This is a genomic window from Micromonospora olivasterospora, assembly GCF_007830265.1.
In the GTDB taxonomy this organism is placed as follows: Bacteria; Actinomycetota; Actinomycetes; order Mycobacteriales; family Micromonosporaceae; genus Micromonospora; species Micromonospora olivasterospora.
This window is the reverse complement of record NZ_VLKE01000001.1, coordinates 1,596,964-1,611,069: the sequence shown is the minus strand read 5'-3', so window position 1 is coordinate 1,611,069 and position 14,106 is coordinate 1,596,964. Positions and strand designations below refer to the sequence as shown.

General features: G+C 72.1%; 14 protein-coding genes. 7 read left to right on the top strand and 7 right to left on the bottom strand.

What is annotated here, in order from left to right; translation table 11 throughout:
• The first annotated feature begins 24 nt into the window (after positions 1–24).
• Complete coding sequence (locus JD77_RS07200) at positions 25–1,053, top strand: ABC transporter ATP-binding protein (protein ID WP_145777456.1); 1,029 nt, start codon at positions 25–27, stop codon at positions 1,051–1,053.
• Positions 1,046–2,059 (top strand): ABC transporter ATP-binding protein, encoded by a 1,014-nt coding sequence (locus tag JD77_RS07195; RefSeq protein WP_145773593.1) that lies wholly within the window; start codon positions 1,046–1,048, stop codon positions 2,057–2,059. Before JD77_RS07200 ends, JD77_RS07195 begins: the two co-directional genes overlap by 8 nt.
• 209 nt (positions 2,060–2,268) lie before the next feature.
• Here JD77_RS07195 and JD77_RS07190 read toward each other — a convergent pair whose 3' ends face one another.
• Together JD77_RS07190 and JD77_RS35435 are read right to left on the bottom strand one after the other, a co-directional pair.
• On the bottom strand, positions 2,269–2,622 hold the full coding sequence (locus tag JD77_RS07190; protein WP_145773592.1) for a chorismate mutase: 354 nt from the start codon (positions 2,620–2,622) through the stop codon (positions 2,269–2,271).
• 405 nt (positions 2,623–3,027) lie between these two features.
• Positions 3,028–3,399: a peptidase inhibitor family I36 protein gene (locus JD77_RS35435; protein ID WP_387227428.1), complete on the bottom strand. Its 372-nt coding sequence runs from the start codon at positions 3,397–3,399 to the stop codon at positions 3,028–3,030.
• A gap of 195 nt (positions 3,400–3,594) precedes the next feature.
• Between JD77_RS35435 and pcrA the strand changes: the two genes are divergently transcribed.
• Entirely contained in the window at positions 3,595–5,997 is a 2,403-nt protein-coding gene (gene pcrA / locus JD77_RS07180) for a DNA helicase PcrA (protein ID WP_145773590.1), read from the top strand.
• Positions 5,998–6,061: 64 nt separating this feature from the next.
• Here pcrA and JD77_RS07175 read toward each other — a convergent pair whose 3' ends face one another.
• Complete coding sequence (locus tag JD77_RS07175) at positions 6,062–6,844, bottom strand: M23 family metallopeptidase (protein WP_145773589.1); 783 nt, start codon at positions 6,842–6,844, stop codon at positions 6,062–6,064.
• A 275-nt stretch (positions 6,845–7,119) separates the two neighbouring features.
• The gene (locus tag JD77_RS07170) at positions 7,120–7,836 is read right to left on the bottom strand and encodes a M23 family metallopeptidase (protein WP_145773588.1); all 717 of its coding nucleotides are present in this window, start codon (positions 7,834–7,836) and stop codon (positions 7,120–7,122) included.
• Between the two features lie 389 nt (positions 7,837–8,225).
• Here JD77_RS07170 and icmB point away from each other — a divergent pair, with 389 nt between their 5' ends.
• The 3 genes from icmB to sucD all read left to right on the top strand — a co-directional run bounded on the left by icmB (position 8,226) and on the right by sucD (position 11,155).
• The gene (gene icmB, locus JD77_RS07165) at positions 8,226–8,630 is read left to right on the top strand and encodes a coenzyme B12-dependent isobutyryl CoA mutase small subunit (RefSeq protein ID WP_145773587.1); all 405 of its coding nucleotides are present in this window, start codon (positions 8,226–8,228) and stop codon (positions 8,628–8,630) included.
• 456 nt (positions 8,631–9,086) lie between these two features.
• Positions 9,087–10,265 carry an ADP-forming succinate--CoA ligase subunit beta gene (gene sucC / locus JD77_RS07160; RefSeq protein WP_145773586.1) on the top strand — a complete coding sequence of 393 codons (1,179 nt, stop codon included), beginning with the start codon at positions 9,087–9,089 and terminating at the stop codon, positions 10,263–10,265.
• 2 nt (positions 10,266–10,267) lie between these two features.
• A complete protein-coding gene (gene sucD / locus JD77_RS07155) occupies positions 10,268–11,155 on the top strand; it encodes a succinate--CoA ligase subunit alpha (protein ID WP_145773585.1) in 888 nt (295 codons plus the stop codon).
• 60 nt (positions 11,156–11,215) lie between these two features.
• On the opposite strand, the gene JD77_RS07150 is transcribed toward sucD, so the two are convergent.
• A complete protein-coding gene (locus JD77_RS07150; protein ID WP_145773584.1) occupies positions 11,216–11,479 on the bottom strand; it encodes a DUF4190 domain-containing protein in 264 nt (87 codons plus the stop codon).
• A 159-nt stretch (positions 11,480–11,638) separates the two neighbouring features.
• Here JD77_RS07150 and JD77_RS07145 point away from each other — a divergent pair, with 159 nt between their 5' ends.
• Entirely contained in the window at positions 11,639–12,928 is a 1,290-nt protein-coding gene (locus tag JD77_RS07145; RefSeq protein WP_145773583.1) for a cell division protein PerM, read from the top strand.
• Positions 12,929–13,016: 88 nt separating this feature from the next.
• Here JD77_RS07145 and JD77_RS07140 read toward each other — a convergent pair whose 3' ends face one another.
• On the bottom strand, positions 13,017–13,607 hold the full coding sequence (locus JD77_RS07140) for a DUF4190 domain-containing protein (protein ID WP_145773582.1): 591 nt from the start codon (positions 13,605–13,607) through the stop codon (positions 13,017–13,019).
• 29 nt (positions 13,608–13,636) lie between these two features.
• Positions 13,637–13,939: a CD225/dispanin family protein gene (locus JD77_RS07135; RefSeq protein WP_145773581.1), complete on the bottom strand. Its 303-nt coding sequence runs from the start codon at positions 13,937–13,939 to the stop codon at positions 13,637–13,639.
• Between the last annotated feature and the right edge of the window lie 167 nt (positions 13,940–14,106).

The following is a 14,106-nucleotide window of genomic DNA, read 5'->3' as shown; positions in this document are numbered from 1 at the left end:
AGTTCTTCAATGTCCGACATTCTCGTGTCCGAGCAGTCCGCGACGGGCGCCGACGGATCCGGCCGCGCCGCGGGGCGCCTCCTCGAGGTCGAGGACCTGCGGGTGGAGTTCCGCACCCGGGACGGCGTCGCCAAGGTCATCAACGGCGTCACCTACCACGTCGACGCGGGCGAGACCCTCGCCGTGCTCGGCGAGTCCGGCTCCGGCAAGAGCGTCACGGCGCAGACCATCATGGGCATCCTCGACACGCCGCCCGGCTTCGTCACCGGAGGCAAGGTCCGCTTCCACGGCAAGGACATGCTCACCATGTCCGCCGAGGAGCGCCGCCGCATCCGCGGCGAGGGCATCGCCATGATCTTCCAGGACGCGCTCTCCGCGCTGAACCCCGTCTTCACCGTCGGGTTCCAGATCGCCGAGCAGTTCCGGTTCCGCCGCGGCATGAGCCGTGCGGACGCCAAGAAGCGCGCGATCGAGATGCTCGACCAGGTCAAGATCCCGAACGCCAGGGGCCGCTACAGCAACTACCCGCACCAGTTCTCCGGCGGCATGCGGCAGCGCGCGATGATCGCGATGTCGCTGGCGCTCGACCCGGAGGTGCTGATCGCGGACGAGCCGACCACCGCGCTCGACGTGACCGTGCAGGCCCAGATCATGGACCTGCTCGCCGAGCTCCAGCGCGAGCGGCAGATGGGCCTGATCCTGATCACCCACGACCTCGGCGTGGTCGCCGACGTCGCCGACCGGATCGCGGTGATGTACGCCGGCCGGATCGTCGAGGAAGCCGACGTGTACGACCTGTACGCCAAGCCGGCGCACCCGTACACCCTCGGCCTGCTCGACTCGATCCCGCGGATGGACGAGAAGGGGCAGCAGCTCCGTACCATCAAGGGCCTGCCGCCGAACCTGATGAACATCCCGTCGGGCTGCCCGTTCAACCCGCGCTGCCCCATGGCGCAGCCGGTCTGCCGGGAGAAGCTGCCGCCGCTGCTGAAGATCGGCAGCGGCCGGGCCAGCGCCTGCCACTTCGCTGAGGAGCTGGTGAACCGTGACTGAGAACATCCTCGAGGTCCGTGACCTGGTCAAGCACTACCCCGTCACTAAGGGGATCGTGTTCAAGAAGACCATCGGTCACGTCAAGGCCGTCGACGGGGTCTCGTTCGAGCTGAAGTCCGGCGAGACGCTCGGCGTGGTGGGCGAGTCCGGCTGCGGCAAGTCGACGCTGGCCCGGGTCCTGATGAACCTGGAGCGGCCGACCGCCGGCAGCGTGCACTACAAGGGGCAGGACATCTCCCGGCTGTCCGGCGGCGCGCTGCGCCGGCTGCGCCGCCAGATCCAGCTGGTGATGCAGGACCCGTACACGTCGCTGAACCCGCGGATGACGGTCGGCGACCTGATCGGCGAGCCGTTCGAGATCCACCCGGAGGTGGCCCCGAAGGGCAGCCGGCGAGGCAAGGTCAAGGAGCTGCTCGACCTGGTCGGGTTGAACCCGGAGCACATCAACCGGTACCCGCACCAGTTCTCCGGCGGCCAGCGGCAGCGCATCGGCATCGCCCGCGCGCTGGCCCTGCGTCCGGAGATCATCGTCTGCGACGAGCCGGTGTCCGCCCTGGACGTCTCGATCCAGGCCCAGGTCATGAACCTGCTGGAGAAGCTCCAGAACGAGTTCGGGCTGTCGTACATCTTCATCGCGCACGACCTGTCGGTGGTCCGCCACCTGTCGGACCGGGTCGCGGTCATGTACCTCGGCAAGATCGTCGAGATCGGCACCGAGGACGAGATCTACGAGCGGCCGACCCATCCGTACACGCAGGCGCTGCTGTCGGCGGTGCCGGTGCCGGACCCGACGCTGCGGGACAACAAGGCGATCATCCGGCTCACCGGTGACGTCCCGTCCCCGGTCAGCCCGCCCTCGGGCTGCCGGTTCCGTACCCGGTGCTGGAAGGCGCAGGACGTCTGCGCCGAGCAGGTCCCGCTGCTGGAGATCCGCTCCGGCTCGGACCACCCGAGCGCCTGCCACTTCGCCGAGAAGCGCGAGATCGTCGCCACCCACGAGGCGTGAGCCTCGCGGGTTGATTGATCGGAAGCGCCTGCCGGTGTCCCTGGGACGCCGGCAGGCGCTTCCGCGTATCCGGACCCGCCAGGCGGGGCACGTCCCGGCGGTGGCGGGCGACCGACAGCGCAGATTCGGGACCACCAGCGCCGGGAAGTGTCGGTGCCCGGGCCGGCACGGGGCCGTGCGTGGCGGCCACAGCGGGCCGGGTGGCCGGCCTACAGCGGGCCGCGGCCGGCGCGGAGCAGCAGCAGGGCGAGCTGGGTGCCGTCGGCGCCGAGCGCCTGGCGGAACCGCTCCAGGATCTCGCGCTCCCGGGAGAGCACCAGCCGGGTGCCTCCCGAGGCCATCCGGGTCGCCCCGACCTCCCGGGAGAGGCTCGCCCGTTCGTGCCACAGCTCGATCAGTGTGCGGTCGATCTCGTCGATCCGCTCGCGGATGGCGACGATCCGGGCCGCGGCGGCCGAGTCGTCCGTGCCGGTCCCGGTCGCCGCGGCCGGCGCATCGGTGCGCTCGCCGGCTGGACGGGACCGCTCCGCGCCGCTGTTCTGCTCCACCACGTCTGTCATCATCGCCGTACCCCTCGGGTGTCGGGCCCGGTGCCCGGATCCCGGAACGGAAAGCCCCGGGCTCCAGGAGCCCGGGGCTTTCGTAGGTCTGATCTGATCAGGCGCGACCCACGGCTGCCGGACTCCCGGTGCCGTAGTAAAAGTAGTAGCGCTGACCGAACACGCCGTCGAGTATGCCCAGCCCGGCTCCCGGTTCGCAAGGATTCCCGCCATTCGGTCCGCCGGCCGTCCAGCGGCCGTGACAAGGGCCCCCGCGCCCAAGGGGTGTCTCGTCGTAACCCATCACACCCAGCCGGTTACCCGACGATCTCTCAGCGTCGCTGGATGGGAGCGGCATACTGGGCTCGAAGGGGCGGCCGGCGACGCCGTCTCGTGCTCGGCTGACTAGCTAGTCCGCGTCACGCTGGGTCAGCATATTGCGGTGCTGCTGGCGCGGTCGTTCCAGCCGTACCGGCGAAAGTCACTGATCTGCGTGTTCGGCGGGAACACCAAGCGTTTGCCACCCTTATACGCGTGCTCGTAAAGGCACCACCTGTAACCCGATTTGTTCACGGCAGAGCTGGCTCTGTCGTTGAAGTTTGCGTTAGTGAAGTTGCCCCACTGGCTTGGGGTGTTGAGCGCGGGGCGGAGATAGGCTCCCCCGAAATTGATGTTGTCAAAGATGCAGAACTCGGACGCCGGGCAGCTCGACCAAGCAGCGCTTGCCGGAGACGGGCTGACGAGAGGGGCAAGCAGACCCGCTAGACCGACGGTAAGCGCGGTAGCTAGGAACGTGCGCATCCGCTTCATGTGGTTCCACCCTTCGCGTTCGGTGATGTACTGGGACCTTGCTGTGGATCAGTTGCGCCTGACGCGCGCGCAACGCGTCCGCAGTAGGAACGGGTGCATCCGGGGTGCTGGGTTCACGGGACCTCGCAGAAACTCATCCGTGCGCGGGCGGGAAGTGTCCGGCCGGAGGCATAGACTCGCCGTGCGATGCAGCCTCTCTTCGACATCCCCGCGTCCCCGCCCGCGCCCGAGCCGGCGTCGGCCCCGCCGCGCCGGCCCGGCCCGGTCGTCCACCGCGACCCGCAGCAGCTGCTGGAGGGCCTGAACGGCCCCCAGCGCGACGCCGTCACCCACGGCGGCTCGCCGCTGCTGATCGTGGCCGGCGCCGGCTCCGGCAAGACCAGGGTGCTCACCCACCGGATCGCGTACCTGCTCGCCGCCCGGGACGTGCACCCTGGCGAGATCATCGCGATCACCTTCACCAACAAGGCCGCGGGCGAGATGAAGGACCGGGTGACGCAGCTCGTCGGCCCCCGCGCCCGGCTGATGTGGGTGTCGACGTTCCACTCCGCCTGCGTGCGCATCCTGCGGGCCGAGCACGAGCACGCCGGCCTGAAGTCGACCTTCTCGATCTACGACGCCGACGACTCCCGCCGGCTGATGCAGCTCGTCGCCCGCGAGCTGGATCTCGACCCGAAGCGCTACCCGGCGCGCGGGCTCGCCGCCCAGGTCTCCAACCTCAAGAACGAGCTGGTCGACCCCGACGAGTTCGCCGCCCGGGCCAAGGGCCCCAACGAGCGGGCGCTCGCCGAGGCGTACACGCTCTACCAGCGGCGGCTGCGCGAGGCGCACGCGCTCGACTTCGACGACCTGATCATGACGACGGTGCACCTGCTCCAGTCCCACCCGCACGTCGCGGAGAGCTACCGCCGCCGCTTCCGGCACGTCCTGGTCGACGAGTACCAGGACACCAACCACGCCCAGTACGTGCTGATCAAGGGGCTGGTCTCCGGCACCGAGGGCGTCGATCCGGCCGAGCTGTGCGTGGTCGGCGACGCCGACCAGTCGATCTACGCGTTCCGGGGCGCGACGATCCGCAACATCCTGGAGTTCGAGCGGGACTACACCGACGCCCGCACGATCCTGCTGGAGCAGAACTACCGCTCCACCCAGACCATCCTCAACGCGGCCAACGCGGTGATCGACCGGAACACCTCGCGCAAACCCAAGCGGCTGTGGAGCGACGCCGGGGCCGGCGAGCAGATCGTCGGGTACGTCGCCGACACCGAGCACGCCGAGGCGGACTGGGTGGGGCGGGAGGTCGACCGGCTGGTCGACGCCGGCGACGCCCGACCCGGCGACGTCGCGGTCTTCTACCGCACCAACGCCCAGTCCCGCGTCTTCGAGGAGGTGTTCATCCGGGTCGGGCTGCCGTACAAGGTGGTCGGCGGGGTGCGCTTCTACGAGCGCAAGGAGGTCCGCGACGCGCTGGCGTACCTGCGGGCGGTGGTCAACGACGACGACACGGTGAGCCTGCGGCGCATCCTGAACACCCCCCGGCGCGGCATCGGCGACCGGGCGGAGGCGTGCGTCGAGGCGCTGGCCAGCCGCGACCGGATCTCCTTCGGCGCCGCGCTGCGCCGGGCCAAGGACGCCCCGGGCATCTCCACCCGGGCGGCGAACGGCATCGCCGAGTTCGTCGCCCTGCTCGACGGCGCGCGGGAGCTGGCCGAGTCGGGCACCCCGGAGGAGGTGCTGGAGGCCCTGCTGACCCGCTCGGGCTACCTGACCGAGCTGGAGGAGAGCCTGGACCCGCAGGACGCGGGCCGGGTCGACAACCTGCAGGAGCTGGTCAGCGTCGCCCGGGAGTACACCGAGCGGGTCGAGGCGCTGGGGGCCGAGGGGGAGCGGGCCACGCTGGCCGGGTTCCTGGAGCAGGTGGCGCTGGTCGCCGACGCCGACCAGGTCCCCAGCGACGATCCCGACCACCAGGGCGTGGTCACCCTGATGACGCTGCACACCGCCAAGGGGCTGGAGTTCCCGGTGGTGTTCCTGACCGGGCTGGAGGACGGCGTGTTCCCGCACCTGCGTTCCCTCGGCGACACCCGGGAGCTGGAGGAGGAGCGCCGGCTGGCGTACGTGGGCATCACCCGGGCCCGGCAGCGCCTCTACCTGTCCCGGGCGGTGACCCGCTCGGCGTGGGGGCAGCCGGCCTACAACCCGCCGTCGCGGTTCCTGGAGGAGCTGCCACCGGAGCTGGTCCGGTGGGAGCGCACCGAGGGGTCGTACACGTCGTGGGCCGGGGGCGGCGGCGGGGTCGGCGGCCGCGCGGGCGGCGCGGGCGGCGGGCGCGGCGGCTTCACCGGCGGTACGCCCCGAGCGGCACAGCTGGCCAAGCGGCTCGGCGTGGACGCCAGCCGGCTGTCCACCGCCAGCGAGCTGCCCCAGGCGCCGAAGGTGGCGGCCGGGGACCGGGTCAACCACCAGCGGTACGGCCTGGGCCGGGTGCTCGCCGTCGAGGGGCACGGCCCCGGCGCCCGCGCCCAGATCGACTTCGGCGACCAGACAATGTGGCTGGTGCTGCGGCACGCGCCGATCGACAAGCTCTGAGCCGGCGCCGGCCCGGTCCGGCGTAGCGCCGGGCCGGGCGAGCCCGCTCAGCCGGCGTGGTGCGTCAGCAGGCCACGTCGATGCCCCGGGCGCGCAGGAACGGCGCCGGGTCGATCTGGTTCCACATCTGGCCCTTGTGCACCTCGAAGTGCAGGTGCGGGCCCGTGGCGTCGCCGGTGGCGCCCTCGTAGCCGATGACCTGACCCGCCTTCACCCTCTGCCCCACGCTGACGGCTGTGCGGCTCTGGTGGGCGTAGTGGGTGAGGTAGCCGTTGCCGTGGTCGACGAAGACCGAGATGCCGTACCCGTCGCCGACGTCGCCGGCCTTGACCACCGTGCCCGCGGCGGCGGCGTGGATCGGGGTGCCGGTGGGCATCGCGAAGTCGATGCCGGCGTGCAGGGTGCCCCACCGCGGGCCGTAGCAGGACGTGATCTGGGCGCCCCTCATCGGGATGACCCAGGCGGGGGCGGGCTTGCTGGTCGTCTTCGGCTTCGGCTTGGCGGTGGGCTTGGCAACGGCCGACGTGGTGGGGTTGGGGCTGGCGGTCGACGGGCTCGGCGTCGGGGCGGCCGCGTCGGCCGAGGGGGTGACCGGGGTCGCCGTACCCCGGGTGGAGCGGTCGGCGCGGGCGGCGTCCTCGGTGCGGTTCTGGGCGTCGAGCGTCACGGCGGCGGGGGCCGGCTCGTCGCCTCCGCGGCCGGCGGTGACGGCGGAGACACCGGCCAGGCCGAGCCCGACCAGCGCGACCGCGCCGACGACGAGGGCTCGGCGGCCGCGTCGGGGGCGCAGCCGGTGGCGGCCCGGGGTGTCGGTGGTGCTCTCGGCGAGGATGTTCTCTTCCTGCACGGGCGGACCTTCACGTCTCGGGGTGGGACGGACCCCGAAATACTGGTGTCCGCGTCGGCCCGGCCGCTGTCCAGGGGCGGGGGCGCGGGCGGCGGCACCCCCGGGCCTCCGCCCGTTGTGTGCCCCACGGGTGCGCCCTGTCCCGATAAGTGATCATGTACGGCGTGTCGCCGGTCACAGTCGCGGCTGTGGCGCAGTAGACATTCGGCCGCGGCCGGCAACGAAAAACCGCCCGGATCGCTCGATCCGGGCGGTCAAACGGGCGAGGCGCAGCGTCAGGAGGCCGCTGCCTCCGTGTAGAACGCCTCGACTTGCAGCTTGATGTCCACTCCGCGCTTCTGCAGCCACGGCACCGGGTCCAGCGGCTCCCCCTTGACATGGATCTCCAGGTGCAGGTGGGAGCCGTACGAGTGCCCGGTGTTGCCCACCAGGCCGAGCTGGTCGCCGGCCTTGACCTGCTGGCCCTCCTGCACGGTGAGCGACGAGGAGTGGCCGTAGATGGCCTCGCTGCCGTCGGCGTGCTTGACGATGACCGTGTAGCCGTAGCCGCCGAACCAGCCCGCCTTGGTGACGGTGCCGTCGTGGATCGCGACGTACGGGGTGCCCTCCGGGGCGACCAGGTCGACGCCGGTGTGCAGCTTGCCCCAGCGCATGCCGTACGGGGAGTTGAAGTCGTAGCCCTGCAGGGGCAGCAGCCAGACGTCCTGCTCGGCGGCGGCGGCGGTGGTCGCCGGCCGGTCGGACCGGGAGGCGCGCTCGGCGGAGTCGGCGCGCGAGGCCGCGTCCTGGCTGGTGACGGAGGCCTGCTTGAGCTCGTCGAGGACCGCTGGGCTGACGCTCTTGGCGTCCGGCAGGGCGCCCGCGCCGAGCGCCACCACGCCGGCACCGACGAACGCGGTGGTGACGACGGCGGCGTAGCGGCTCCGCGGAGGCGTGGGTACGCGGCGGCGACCGCGATATCTATCGGGCTCAGACGACAGGCGCTGGCGCACGCACACCCTCCGTTGTCGGGGTTCCGATACGGCCGGCCGGCATCCGTGAAGCGGTGGTGAACCCCGGCTGGCCGCGTCGTCACCCGTCCGTGGACCTGATGACAACCGTGGACACGGTAGCCAACCGGCAGGCCGGTCACAAGCCAAACGGCGGAATTGGCGTGTCGATCTGTCCGTTTCCATCCTGTATCGTCAGCTTTCGTCGCGTTGGTTGTGTGCCCCGTTTCATGTCTTCTGTGTAGCGGAGCGTGACGCTGCGTGCTGGGCCTACCCGGCCGCACCCGCGCCGCCTACGCTGCCCACTGCCGCCGCCCGGATTCCCCGCTCGCGGCCGGGCGGGTTACCGTTCGTTCAGGTGACAGTCGTAGCGCCGGGAAAGGTGTCCGCTGATGAGCTCTCGTATCCGGGTCGTCGTCGCGAAGCCGGGCCTCGACGGCCACGACCGCGGGGCCAAGGTGGTCGCCCGCGCCCTGCGCGACGCCGGCATGGAGGTCATCTACACCGGCCTGCACCAGACCCCGGAGCAGATCGTGGAGACTGCGATCCAGGAGGACGCCGACGCGGTCGGGCTCTCGGTGCTCTCCGGGGCGCACATGACGCTGTTCCGGCGGGTGATCGAGCTGCTCGGCGAGCGGGACGCCCGGGACATCGTCGTCTTCGGCGGCGGCATCATCCCGGACGCCGACATCCCCGAGCTGGAGCAGCTCGGCGTCGCCAAGATCTTCACCCCGGGCGCGACCACCCAGTCGATCGTGGAGTGGGTCCGGGCGAACGTGGCCCAGCCGGTCGGCTGACCCACCCTCGCCAGCGGGCGCCGTCATCTCTCCCCGGACACGGGGGGAGGGGCCGGACGCACCCCTCACACGTCCGGCCCCTCTATGCACGATGCCCCGCCGCCACCCCTCGACCGACAGGGCATCGGCCGTCTCCCGTCATCGCGCTGACCAGCGCTCCGACATCAGACTCAACGACGCCCTCACGCCGGGGTTACGCACCCGGGTGAACATCCTCCGGAGATTTCCGCCGGGCCCGTCCGGCGGGACCAGCGGGGGCCGTCCCGAGCCGGGGCGCTCCGGGATTCCCGCGCGTGTGGAGTACGGCACACCGCGCACCCGCTCGGTTGCCCGCCGTGCCGGCCTCGCTAGGCTGCGGCAATGGCCTGTGTCAACTGATGACAGGCGTCAAACTGTTTTCACAACGCTGGTGGCGGCGCGACGGCGCGCCGCGGAGACGGGACGGGACGCGCAATCGTGGACCTGTACGAGTACCAGGGGCGGGACCTGTTCGAGCGGCACGGCTTGCCCGTGCTGGCCGGCGGCGTCGCCAACACCCCGGAGGAGGCGCGGGCGATCGCCGACCGCCTCGGCGGCCGGGTGGTCGTCAAGGCGCAGGTGAAGGTCGGCGGCCGAGGCAAGGCGGGCGGCGTCAAGCTGGCCGAGGGCGCGGATGAGACGGTGGCCCGGGCCACCGACATCCTGGGCATGGACATCAAGGGACACACCGTCCACAAGGTCATGATCACGGTGACCGCGGACGTGGCCGAGGAGTACTACTTCTCCTACCTGCTCGACCGGGCGAACCGTACCTTCCTCTGCATCGCCAGCGTCGCCGGCGGCATGGACATCGAGCAGGTCGCCGCTGAGACCCCGGGGAAGGTCGTCAAGGCGCCGATCGACGCGAACACCGGCGTGGACGAGGCCAAGGCGCGGGAGATCGTGACCGCCGCCGGCTTCCCGGCCGAGGTCGCCGACCAGGTCGTCGAGGCCGCCGTCGGGCTGTGGAAGGCGTTCGTCGCCGAGGACGCCACGCTGGTCGAGGTGAACCCGCTGGCCAAGGCCGGGGACGGCAAGCTGCTGCTCCTGGACGCCAAGGTGAGCCTGGACGAGAACGCGGCGTTCCGGCACCCGGACCACGAGGCGCTGGTCGACCAGGCCGCGGTGGACCCGCTGGAGCAGGCCGCAAAGGAAAAGGACCTCAACTACGTCAAGCTCGACGGCGAGGTCGGCATCATCGGCAACGGTGCCGGCCTGGTCATGTCGACCCTCGACGTGGTCGCGTACGCGGGCGAGCGGCACGGCGGGGTCAAGCCGGCCAACTTCCTCGACATCGGCGGCGGCGCGAGCGCCGCGGTGATGGCGAACGGGTTGGAGATCGTCCTGTCCGACCCGGCGGTGAAGAGCGTCTTCGTCAACGTCTTCGGCGGCATCACCGCCTGCGACGAGGTCGCCAACGGCATCGTGCAGGCGCTGGCCCTGCTGGAGCAGCGGGGTGAGAAGGTCACCAAGCCGCTCGTGGTCCGCCTCGACGGCAACAACGCCGAGGCCGGTCGGGCGATCCTCGACCAGGCCAACAACCCGCTGGTGCAGCGGGTCGACACGATGGACGGCGCGGCCGAGCGGGCCGCCGAGCTGGCCGCTGCGGGGGTCTGATCATGGCTATCTGGCTGACCAAGGACTCGAAGGTCATCGTGCAGGGGATGACCGGTTCCGAGGGTTCCAAGCACACCCGGCGGATGCTCGCCGCCGGTACCAACGTCGTCGGCGGCACCAACCCGCGCAAGGCGGGCCAGACGGTCGACTTCGACGGGACGGCGCTGCCGGTCTTCGCGACCGTCGCCGACGCCATGGCCGAGACCGGCGCCGACGTCACCGTCATCTTCGTGCCGCCGCAGTTCACCAAGGCGGCCGTGATCGAGGCGATCGACGCCGGGATCCCGCTGGCCGTGGTGATCACCGAGGGCGTGCCGGTGCACGACACGGCCGCCTTCTGGGCGTACAACGTGGCCAAGGGCGAGCGGACCCGCATCATCGGGCCGAACTGCCCGGGCATCGCCTCGCCGGGCGCGTCCAACGCCGGCATCATCCCGGCCGACATCACGGGGTCCGGCCGGATCGGCCTGGTCAGCAAGAGCGGCACCCTGACGTACCAGATGATGTACGAGCTGCGCGACATCGGCTTCTCGACCTGCGTCGGCATCGGCGGTGACCCGATCATCGGGACCACCCACATCGACGCCCTCGCCGCGTTCGAGGCCGACCCGGACACCGACGCCATCGTGATGATCGGCGAGATCGGCGGCGACGCCGAGGAGCGGGCCGCCGAGTTCATCAAGGCGAACGTGACCAAGCCGGTGGTCGGCTACATCGCCGGCTTCACCGCCCCGCCCGGCAAGACCATGGGTCACGCCGGCGCGATCATCTCCGGCTCGGCGGGCACCGCCGAGGCGAAGAAGGACGCGCTGGAGGCGGTCGGCGTGAAGGTCGGCAAGACCCCGACCGAGACCGCCAAGCTGATGCGGGAGATCATGTCCGCCGGCTGAACCGCCGAGTCGAGGCGCCGAGGGGGTCGACCGCACGGTCGGCCCCCTCGCGTCGTCCGGTCAGCGGTAGAACGGGTGGTTGCCGGTGGACCGCAGGATGGCGCCGGCGATGATGTTGATCACGCCGAACGCGATGGCGAGATAGCCGAGCACGGGCGACTTGCCGTACCGCCTGGCGTCCCGAATCGACAGGTAGCCGAAGATGATCCCCAGGATGCCGCAGCAGAGCAGGCCGAGGACGATGCCCAGCACGCCCCACAGCGTGGTGCGGTCGCGCCCGGCGGCCGCCGGTGGCGGTGGGGGCGGCGGATACGGAGTGTTCACGGCTTCCTCCGAGCGGTCACTGCCGCGACGGGAAAAGGTCGCGTACTGGGCCGAGGCTAGCCCGGATCCGGGGCGCGGAGCGGTGGATCACCGAACTCGTGGCGGGCCCGCGCGGGTATCGGACTGCCGACGCCCGCGCGGCATGCCAGAGTAGAGCCGATGTCCTCCGTCACCCCTGACCAGCCCCGCCGTCCGGCCGCCGGGGTCGGCGCCGACGACCGGCCCGACGCCCGTGCCCGGGGCCCGGGTGCCCGCGCCCGGGCCGGCGAAGCGTCCCGCGGCCGCGCGCCGCTCGCGGTGGCCGCCGGGGTCGCCGCCGTGGGGGCCGCGCTCACGTCGTACCTGCCCGTCGCGCTGGTGCTCGGCCTCGCCCAGCTCAGCGAGGACGCCGGCGCCGTCTCCGGGGCGCTGCGCGCGGGGCTGGCCGGGTGGCTGCTCGGCCACGGCGTGCCGCTGGCCACCGACGCCGGGTCGCTCGGCCTGGCCCCGTTGGCGCTGGCCGGGCTGGCCGTCTGGCGGCTGACCCGGGCCGGTGTGCACACGAGCCGGGCGATCGGCGCACGGGGCGGGCGATCCCCGCGCCAGGCGCTCGCCGCCGCGGGCGCCGTCGGCGTCGGGTACGCCCTGCTCGGCGCGCTCGCCGCCGTGCTGGTCAGCGCGGGCGGGCTCCGGGTGTCCCCGGTCCGCGCCGGGGTGACCTTCGCGCTCGTCGGCTCGCTCGCGGCCCTGGCCGGGGCGGTCCGCACCACGGGAGTGGCCGGGTTCCTCGCCGCCCGGGCGCCCGCCGTGGCACGCGACGGCCTACGCACCGGTCTGGTCGCCGGCCTGCTGCTGCTCGGCGCGGGGGCCGCAGCAGCCGGGCTGGCGGTGGCCACCGGGGGCGGGGACGCCGCGGACCTGATCGGGGCGTACCGCACCGGGGTGGCCGGCCAGGCCGGGATCACGCTGGTCAGCCTCGCCTACGCGCCCAACGCCACGATCTGGTCGGCCAGCTACCTGCTCGGGCCGGGGTTCGCCGTCGGCACCGACACGGCCGTACGAACCAGCGAGGTCTCCGTCGGCGCGCTGCCGGCCGTACCGCTGCTGGCCGGCCTGCCCGGCGGGCCGGTCGAGGGGCTCGGCGCCGGCCTGCTCGCGGTGCCGGTCCTGGCCGGCATGGCCGCCGGCTGGCTGCTCGCCCGGCGGCTGCTCCGGCTGGCCGCCGACGACCGGGCCCAGGTGTCGTGGCCGGCGGTGCTCGGCCCGGCCGCGCTCGCCGGACCGGTCGCGGGGCTGCTGCTCGGGGCGCTCGCGGCGGCCTCCGGCGGGTCGCTGGGCGGCGGCCGGCTGGCCGAGATCGGCCCGGTGCCGTGGCAGGTGGCCGGGGTGGCGACCGCCGTGATCGCGGTCGGCGCCCTGCTCGGCGCCGCCGCCACCCGCGCCCTGGCGAAGGGAAGGGCCCCTTCCTGACGCCTCCGCCCGGGCGCGGCCGGGTCGTGGACGCGGAGAGGGGCGCCCCGGAGATCCGGAGCGCCCCTGCTGGCCGCGTCGGCCCGCCTCAGCTGGTGGGCAGGCTGACGTTCAACACGACGTTCAGGATCAGCACCACGATGCCGAGGGCCGCGCCCACGGCGCCGCAGATCAGGCCCGTCTTGGCCTGGCTGTCGTTGTTGGCCAGGCCCTGGGCCGCCTTCTGCCGGCCGAGGTAGCCGGTGACGATCCCGGCGATGCCGACGGGGATGCCCAGGAACAGGCAGCATGCCAGCGGGATCGACGCGATGCCGAGGATCATCGACACCAGACCCAGCGTGTTCTGCTGCCCCTGCGGCTGCGGGTAGCCGGCGCCCGGGTACGCCGGGGCCGCGCCGTATGGCTGCTGCTGGGCGTACGGGTCCTGCCCGTACGGCTGCCCCGACGTCGGCTGCCCGTACGGCTGCCCCGAGGTGGGCTGCTGGCCGTACGGCGCCTGGGGCGGCTGGCCGTACGGGTCGTGCCCGTACGGCTGCCCGGAGGTGGGCTGCCCGTACGGCTGCCCCGACGTGGGCTGCTGACCGTACGGAGCCTGCGGCTGCTGGCCGTACGGGTCGTGGTACTGCGGCTGGTTCGGGTCGTTGGGCTGCTGGCCGTACGGGTCCTGACCGGGCTGCATTCGCTGGTGCTCCTTGCCTGAGGGTGCTGTCAGTAGCTGCTGGTGCTCGTGTCCGCACCCATGATTCCGGCCAGACCGCCCAGCGCACAGCACACGATGACGATCACGAACCACACGATGCCGACGATGAGGGCCCACTTGGACCACTTCTTCGACTCGGCGGCCGCCGCCTGCGCCCCCGCGTAGTCGCCCTGCTGGAGCAGCCCGTTGACCTTCGAGGCGTTGATGATGGCCGGGATGGCCAGCGGCCAGAAGAAGAAGATGGCCACGATGGACATGGTCATGTTGTTATTGATCTGTTGCGGTTGGGGCGCCTGGTAACCGGGCTGCATTCCTGCCTACTCCTTGTTTCGTCGACACAGTGCACGTGTCGGATCACTGACGGGTGCGGGGCCGGACGCGCGCCGGGCGTGCGGCGGGCCCCGAGCGACGGGAGCGTACAGGGTGTCGGCGACAATGGTTGTCACCGATTTTCCGCTGTCCGCATCCTGGCCGCCTC

Bases quoted from the DNA above. Each gene is read 5' to 3' on its own strand.
- JD77_RS07190 (WP_145773592.1), bottom strand. From the start codon at position 2,622: ATGATGACAGACGTGGTGGAGCAGAACAGCGGCGCGGAGCGGTCCCGT.
- JD77_RS35435 (WP_387227428.1), bottom strand. From the start codon at position 3,399: ATGCGCACGTTCCTAGCTACCGCGCTTACCGTCGGTCTAGCGGGTCTG.
- pcrA (WP_145773590.1), top strand. From the start codon at position 3,595: ATGCAGCCTCTCTTCGACATCCCCGCGTCCCCGCCCGCGCCCGAGCCG.
- icmB (WP_145773587.1), top strand. From the start codon at position 8,226: ATGAGCTCTCGTATCCGGGTCGTCGTCGCGAAGCCGGGCCTCGACGGC.
- sucD (WP_145773585.1), top strand. From the start codon at position 10,268: ATGGCTATCTGGCTGACCAAGGACTCGAAGGTCATCGTGCAGGGGATG.
- JD77_RS07145 (WP_145773583.1), top strand. From the start codon at position 11,639: ATGTCCTCCGTCACCCCTGACCAGCCCCGCCGTCCGGCCGCCGGGGTC.
- JD77_RS07140 (WP_145773582.1), bottom strand. From the start codon at position 13,607: ATGCAGCCCGGTCAGGACCCGTACGGCCAGCAGCCCAACGACCCGAAC.
- JD77_RS07135 (WP_145773581.1), bottom strand. From the start codon at position 13,939: ATGCAGCCCGGTTACCAGGCGCCCCAACCGCAACAGATCAATAACAAC.